Annotated in this window: 9 protein-coding genes and 1 pseudogene; 1 reads left to right on the top strand and 9 read right to left on the bottom strand. The window is 40.7% G+C overall.

Annotated elements, in window-relative coordinates; genetic code table 11:
* Nucleotides 1-36: 36 nt before the first annotated feature.
* The 9 genes from LAY57_RS34615 to LAY57_RS36070 form a co-directional block, all read right to left on the bottom strand.
* Nucleotides 37-1,071 carry a type III-B CRISPR-associated protein Cas10/Cmr2 gene (locus tag LAY57_RS34615; RefSeq protein ID WP_249071859.1) on the bottom strand — a complete coding sequence of 345 codons (1,035 nt, stop codon included), beginning with the start codon at nt 1,069-1,071 and terminating at the stop codon, nt 37-39.
* A 23-nt stretch (nt 1,072-1,094) separates the two neighbouring features.
* Entirely contained in the window at nt 1,095-1,946 is an 852-nt protein-coding gene (locus LAY57_RS34620) for an SAVED domain-containing protein (protein WP_249071861.1), read from the bottom strand.
* Between the two features lie 20 nt (nt 1,947-1,966).
* Entirely contained in the window at nt 1,967-2,173 is a 207-nt protein-coding gene (locus tag LAY57_RS34625; RefSeq protein WP_249071863.1) for a hypothetical protein, read from the bottom strand.
* Nucleotides 2,174-2,486: 313 nt separating this feature from the next.
* The gene (locus LAY57_RS34630; RefSeq protein WP_249071865.1) at nt 2,487-3,857 is read right to left on the bottom strand and encodes a HesA/MoeB/ThiF family protein; all 1,371 of its coding nucleotides are present in this window, start codon (nt 3,855-3,857) and stop codon (nt 2,487-2,489) included.
* A gap of 91 nt (nt 3,858-3,948) precedes the next feature.
* Nucleotides 3,949-4,434 (bottom strand): hypothetical protein, encoded by a 486-nt coding sequence (locus LAY57_RS34635; RefSeq protein WP_249071867.1) that lies wholly within the window; start codon nt 4,432-4,434, stop codon nt 3,949-3,951.
* Nucleotides 4,435-4,542: 108 nt separating this feature from the next.
* A complete protein-coding gene (locus LAY57_RS34640) occupies nt 4,543-4,740 on the bottom strand; it encodes a hypothetical protein (RefSeq protein ID WP_249071869.1) in 198 nt (65 codons plus the stop codon).
* Nucleotides 4,741-4,787: 47 nt separating this feature from the next.
* Nucleotides 4,788-5,192 carry a hypothetical protein gene (locus LAY57_RS34645; protein ID WP_249071872.1) on the bottom strand — a complete coding sequence of 135 codons (405 nt, stop codon included), beginning with the start codon at nt 5,190-5,192 and terminating at the stop codon, nt 4,788-4,790.
* Complete coding sequence (locus LAY57_RS34650) at nt 5,192-5,764, bottom strand: LabA-like NYN domain-containing protein (protein ID WP_249071874.1); 573 nt, start codon at nt 5,762-5,764, stop codon at nt 5,192-5,194. Before LAY57_RS34650 ends, LAY57_RS34645 begins: the two co-directional genes overlap by 1 nt.
* A 91-nt stretch (nt 5,765-5,855) precedes the next feature.
* Nucleotides 5,856-5,984, bottom strand: coding sequence for a hypothetical protein (locus LAY57_RS36070; RefSeq protein WP_275994504.1), 129 nt, complete (start codon nt 5,982-5,984; stop codon nt 5,856-5,858).
* Nucleotides 5,985-6,123: 139 nt separating this feature from the next.
* Here LAY57_RS36070 and LAY57_RS34655 point away from each other — a divergent pair.
* Nucleotides 6,124-6,360, top strand: a pseudogene (locus LAY57_RS34655) (transposase); the annotation flags it as partial.
* Between the last annotated feature and the right edge of the window lie 70 nt (nt 6,361-6,430).

The raw sequence follows: 6,430 nt of genomic DNA on the forward strand, positions 1-6,430 counted from the left end.
CAGCTAAAAGCTGAGCGATTTTGGATGGCTAGAAGTTTAGACTATCGCACCTGCGGTGCGATAGTCTAAACTCCAGTTATGAGCAACCTCTTCTAAAGTAATTAACCGCTTGATTAGTTCGGGAATACTTAACTCTTCTGTAGGGCTGATAATTGCTTCACCATATTTTCGATAGAATTCTTCTTTCTTAGCTTGGCGAAAATGAGGAAATCTATTTTTGATAAAATCAGCAAAATCATCAAAATCTTTATATCTGCCTTCTAGCTGTTTGTAAATTTCAGTACCAGGTTGTGCTGCGTTAATAAAATTAATAAATTTTTCGCCAACTTTTTGACTTAAAAAGTTATAGAAATCTTTAATTTCATCTCGCTTTGTGTTATAATTCCATTGTTTGTATTGTTCATCTGTCCAATTCTCCTTTTCTGTGCGCTTATTTCGCTTACCATCCCACAGACTCATGCCGGGATAAGCCACACCATCACTACCTGATAAACTCGAACTTTCGCCAATCCAATTGATACCAGTCCAAGCACGCGATCGCTTCTTTTCATTTAACGCTTCTCGCGCCTCCGTAACAGTTTTTCCTGTTTCCCAAAAGAACTCCCAAGCGTGTTCTGTCCAAGAATCCCACTCTCGCGTCCAAGGTAACTCTTTTGTACCGGAGTTATTTTCTTTCCACACTCCTGCTTTAATCCAGTTTGGATACTTTTCCTTAATCCAATCTTGGCAAGCATCTTCTATCCACTCACGGCAAGTTTGGGTGACTTTTCCCCAGGCTTCATTAAAGGCTCTTTTTGCATCTGCGTCTGAAAATTCACCCTCCAATATAATTTGGTTGGGAGTACCTTGGGTGACATTAATTAAAGCAGGCGATATAACCGGATCGTCTCGATCCTTCTCGCTATTCGGTGGGTAATAGAGATCGTTTCTAGCGGCTTTACAAATTGCCTCCGCTAAGTAGGATAGCAAAAATGAACTCCCGTACAAATCCCGAAGTTTCCGAGACTTTTCAATAAAACCTTGCACTGGGGCAAAAGTAATCGCTGTGTAAACTTTTGATTTTTCACTCATCTTAACAATCCTCCATTATTAGTTTAACCACGATAAGTAACTTCATTCATTTTGATTAAATCTTCATATTTTCCCGTTTTAGAATCGTAATTAGTCAACAAAATGTTCCAAAAATGTTGAGTCGCCATCCCAACTGCAACAGCCAAATTCACAGGCATGGAATAAACCAACCTAATCTCCTGATAATTTTGCTGTGCTTTATTTAAAACATTGAAGATTTCACGGCAGTATTGAGTCCAATCTTCTTCATAACCGATGGTATTACCAGTTTTACTTTGCAAAACAATAATGTCCCCATAATCCGTAATACTAGGGTCGCTAAGTTTTACTTTATGCGCTGCCGCATCAATGGCAATTGTCACCCGATCTTTGCCACTATCAATGTTTTGATAGATAACATCAAATTTTTCAAAGATCGGGGCATCTTCTTTTAAGTTTCGGTCTTTAACCTCCATGACGCGCTCATAACTATTGTTATCCTGGGTTCTTTGAAATAGCAGCATTCCTTCCCGACCTAACATGGAACCTACTAGAAAAGCTACACTAATGGGGCCAATATAAACCAAATAAAAAATGGAATTTTGGGGAGTTTTACGTTTAACTCGTTGCAAATCATGTTTGGTAATTTTCAAGAACTCTTTGAGATATTCAGTGTCAAAAATTTTTCCTTCGTATTTATAAACTAAATCGCCTTCAGTAATTCCTAAGTATTGTTTGATATTTTGGCGATAATTGCGATACTCACGCTTTGCTTGAATTAAATTAAATAAGGAATTGAGTGCATCTAGTGAATCAGCCGGATTAGCAATATTGATAACGACTGGAATTGGCAGCGCATCTTCTTTGTAAATTTTGTATTTGTTGCCTTCTACCACTATCCCTGCTAAGAACATAATCAGAGAAATGATAAAGATAATCCCCACGCCAGAGGGATTGTAAGCTGCAAACCATAGAGATGCGATCGTACCGAAAGAACCGGCAAATGCCGTATAGGGTCAATCACGATGTCTCTGGGATTGGCAAGCGCGATCGCAACTATTTCTTTCACCTCTTGGATAACAGCAAGTGGGTACTGTAACCTCAATCGAACTAGCTTCGACATAGTTTTAAAGGCTCCTATTTACTTGCCTGTATTTTCGCATCGGTCTGGAAAGGGGGTCTTCCATATAGAATTGTGGGAGGAACCTTGTGGATGCGCTGGTGTCTGAGGTCGCTCAGGTGCAAGACCCGCGTTAAGGGTGATAATTGTTACTATCCGTTCAAATCGAGCGGACGAGCGATAATTTCCACTTTTTTTAAGATTGCGAAGTAAAAATTTACCTAAGAAGGGTCTATGGAATAAAGGTGAGGAAACAAAAAGCAAGAAAGCAAAAAAACCACCCTTGTAGGGGTGGGGTCTGAATAAAGGGGTTGGGTTAGGTGAAATCCCGATCGCCTGCACCGCAAAAATAACAATCAGGGGTTGCCAAATAGTCGGTATTGGTGTGATGCCACTTACACTGAGGGAATTGGTAGATCCAGTCCAGACCTTCTTCCAAGTTCAAAAAGCCGGTGACCATGCCCTGAATCACGCCTACTCCGGTGCTGGCACAAATGCCGTTCAGCCAAAATACTGCTGGGTCGTTGATGCCTTCCAGATAACCTGCGCGTGCTGCTAAACTTTCAATTTCGACTGGGGCGGACTCTAAGGCGGCTCTTTGCAAGTTGATGATGTTACCGCACATCAGACACCAGCCACCTCCCAACGGGGGAACGGTGATGCGACAGTACATTCGGGGAGAACCATCGGATTTGATGTCGATGTGAGTGCCAAGACAAACTAGAGGACGTGCATATTGGAGGGCTAATTCTTGGGCGATTTGTCGAGAGCGGTGATTGTCGGTGGCTACGACGATTAGATCGGTGGCAGCAATTTCTTTTTGCACCGTTTCATTTTCGATCGACTCAGGTATAGCTTTCACACAAGAACCTGTCTGGTATATCCTTTTAATCAGTTGCTTGACGTATTCAACCTTGTGCCACCCTTGGTCTGCCATTTTCCAAGTTGCCCCAGGCATTCGGTTGAGGTTGACGGGTTCTAAGCGATCGGGGTCAATTAATAGCCAATTTTTGACACCCAAACGTCCTAGTTGTTCGGCTAAAATTGCACCAATTCCGCCACAGCCGATGAGAGTAACAGTAAGTTGACCGAGTTGCTTTTGAAAAGTTTGTCCAAATCCTTTTTGGCGGGCGAACATCAAGTCTGTCTCAGTCAACGGATTTTGGGTTTCTTCGAGTTCAAACCATGAGCGGTAAAATTTAACTTCCTCACAAGAGTTTCCTTTTTTATTCCAAATTCGGAATTGTGAATGTTGTAGGTATTCGTCAAATACGCCGGAAATTAAGCGTGGTGGTTTGCGAAAGTTAGATGAGAGAAATAGAGCGTATTCTGCTTCGTAACGATCGTCTAGGCCGGAAAAATCAGGACTGTGGTTTCCCGCATGAGTATGAATGTGAACCACATCTAATCCTTGACTGAGATATGTTTCCAGTAAGTAAAGGTGAAATTCTTGTTTGAGGACTAACCCAGTGGCAGATTGATGTTCGTAGCAATCGGGAGCGGGAACTACCCAAGTTTTTGGTAAGTACCTAACTTGACGTTTCGAGATCTGCTGGCGCTGGCAGAATAAAAAACCGATTACTTCTTCATTTGTGCTTCGCGCTTGTAGCATAGATTGACTAAATTGATTCCACATCAAGGGAGGAACTTGTAGTGAAACTTTTGGTAATTTTTGGGAGTCATTCATGTTTTTTTGATTCCTTGAAGTCTAGTTAATCTTTGGGGTTAATTTTTAGGCAAGTTGTGGCGATGAAAGCGCTTCATCGCCACAACGTACCTCAATCATCGTTATTAATGGCGTGACGAGCGGTGATGAATAAGGTAGCGAGATTGTGTCCGTTTTCGGGTTGATTGCTAGGTCGCCAAGCATTGAGCCATTTATCTCGATTGAAGCCGCCACCAAGTCCGACGCAGTACCAATACCAGCCTTCTTCGCTTAAGAAAGGTGCGCCGTAATAACTCTGTCTGGTAAAGTGGTGATCTCCTTGTCCTACGGTATCCCAAGGGTAGTTTAGATAGCAACCGATGGGGGGAAGACGTGGATATTCTGGTGGTAACAAAAACAGTACGTCACTGTTTGATGCTGTAAATTTTTGGGAAGATAAGGGCATTCCTTTGATGAGAATTGCGATGTATTGAATGTCGCCGATCGTTTTACTGCCAACTATTACATTTTTAGCGGGTTTTTCTAGCAGTTTTATTTCGGCACTAATTCGTGCTGTGGGCTGAAATGCTGATTGACTAGAACTAATGGAAATTGCCATGATTTATGCTCCTTTAATTGAATTAAAATTTGTCGTGTGCGTCAGACAGAGGCTCTTTAAATTAGAGAGGTTTTAGCTTTTCTGACGCACCCTACAAAGTGCTAGTAATTAACCTTTGACGATTTTAGGAACTGACCAAACTTTGGAGCCTTCTTTGAGCGCTTCTGTTTCTTTTAATGGTTTTGTTCCTCCAAATCCTTCTTCCATTACGTCGTCGTTACCAATTTCAGGGAGTCTGGCTCTCAGTTCTTCAACGGTTACACCGGTGGGTAAATCTACTAATTTTCCGTTAACGACTGCTCTCATTTTTTCCTCTCGTGTTTGACGAATTACCAATGACTAATGACCGATGACTAATTCTGCAAAGCAATGACTGTAGTATTTATTTGAGATTTGTTGTAGGATGGTTGACGAATTAAACCCATCCAAATCAACAAAGCTGTTAAGACTACAACAGTTACAATGGTTGTGGACAGCAATCGGTTGTACAATTGTTCTAGATTTTGTACTGATGCTTTCAGGAGTTTTAGTTGGTTAATGTATTCTCTCCTATCTTGTTGTTGGGCTGTAACAACTTGGATTTCTATCTGTTCTAGTTGTTGAGCGAGATTTTCCATCTGGGAGTTGATGTACTCGAATTGATTTGGGTCTTGTCCAACCAATTTGCCATTGATTGTTTGCGTCTGTTTGGGAAGTTTTGGTTGAGTTAATGCCAGCATTTTCAGAATGTCGCTAATTGTGAAATTGCGGAAAGTCATCAGTCGAAAATATTGGCGTTACCGATGCGGTAATAGTTTTGATTGTTGTTTTGTTGCTCGAAACTATCGAAGATTTCAATCAAGTCTATGACGTTGCTGGCAGCATTTTTTAGCTCGTTGCCTAGAGATTGTTCGACTGATGCGACTTCTACACGGATTCCTCGTCTTCTGAGTTTTTCTGCTAGATAAGCGAAGTCGGAATCTCCGGTAACTAAAACAACGATGTCGGGACGAACTTCTAGCGCTAATTCAAGGGCGTCCATTGCCATGACGATATCGATGTTGGTTTCGTATTCTTCGCCTTTGGCTTTGCCTTCTTTGCTAACGACTAAAAAACCGTTGCTTTTAGCCCAATAGATGAATTTTTCTTTGGCTTTGCGCTGTTCTTCAAATCGTTCTCTATCTGGTGGTAAGCCAACAAAGATTACCATTTCAATCAGTTCTCTGCCTTCGGCGGGGTCTGCTAGATAGTCGCGGATTTTTTGCCAATCTAACTTTCTGTTAAAGCTTTGGGCAGATAAAAAAGTGTTATCGCTGTCTGCGAATATTATTACTCGGCGTGCTGTTGCCATTGTTTGAGTTGAATCATTGTTTGTGTTTGCTTGTCTATGATTACAACTTATATATGGAAAGGGGGATTTCCTCAATCCAAAAAAACCCGGTTTAAGAAACCGGGTTTGGTTCTTTGAGGTTAAATATGCTGATTTGGGCACTCTGCTTTATCGCATCATCAGGGTAGATATCGTGGATGTCGATTAACCGGATAGCCGTGTCCTCAACTTCTTGCAGCATAATTATCAGGAATTAGAGAGGGGAAAAATGAAAAATTAACCGCCATTTTTTGAAAATAATTAAATTATTTAATCATTAATTAACAGCTGAACAAATCTACTATAATTGAGGAGTAAAAAAATTTAATATGAGTCGAATTATGACATCCAGTTCTCGAAAAAAAGCCTGTAAGCAATTCAATTTAGGAAAACTTAAAGCCAAAGAAATCATCGCTAATTTTTCAGGAGGGAAAATCACCTCAAATGCTGGAATTATCTTAATAGCAGAATTAGATAAAAGATTAAAAATTAGCAAGCAATTTGCTGATTGTTTCCAAGATTATAGAAATTCGTCTTATATAGATTATTCAGTTGAGCAATTAGTCACCCAAAGAATTTAGTCAGTTTTTATCAAAAATTTTTCAAACCCCTATCGAAACGTTGGTTTTTGACTGCCTGCCATGAGGG

The sequence above is a fragment of the Argonema antarcticum A004/B2 genome (assembly GCF_023333585.1).
Taxonomy (GTDB): Bacteria; Cyanobacteriota; Cyanobacteriia; order Cyanobacteriales; family Aerosakkonemataceae; genus Argonema; species Argonema antarcticum.

Excerpts from the sequence above, each read along its gene's own strand:
- LAY57_RS34650 (WP_249071874.1), bottom strand. The coding sequence starts at position 5,764 with ATGGCAACAGCACGCCGAGTAATAATATTCGCAGACAGCGATAACACT.
- LAY57_RS34630 (WP_249071865.1), bottom strand. The coding sequence starts at position 3,857 with ATGAATGACTCCCAAAAATTACCAAAAGTTTCACTACAAGTTCCTCCC.
- LAY57_RS34615 (WP_249071859.1), bottom strand. The coding sequence starts at position 1,071 with ATGAGTGAAAAATCAAAAGTTTACACAGCGATTACTTTTGCCCCAGTG.
- LAY57_RS34625 (WP_249071863.1), bottom strand. The coding sequence starts at position 2,173 with ATGTCGAAGCTAGTTCGATTGAGGTTACAGTACCCACTTGCTGTTATC.
- LAY57_RS34635 (WP_249071867.1), bottom strand. The coding sequence starts at position 4,434 with ATGGCAATTTCCATTAGTTCTAGTCAATCAGCATTTCAGCCCACAGCA.
- LAY57_RS34640 (WP_249071869.1), bottom strand. The coding sequence starts at position 4,740 with ATGAGAGCAGTCGTTAACGGAAAATTAGTAGATTTACCCACCGGTGTA.
- LAY57_RS34645 (WP_249071872.1), bottom strand. The coding sequence starts at position 5,192 with ATGACTTTCCGCAATTTCACAATTAGCGACATTCTGAAAATGCTGGCA.
- LAY57_RS36070 (WP_275994504.1), bottom strand. The coding sequence starts at position 5,984 with ATGCTGCAAGAAGTTGAGGACACGGCTATCCGGTTAATCGACATCCAC.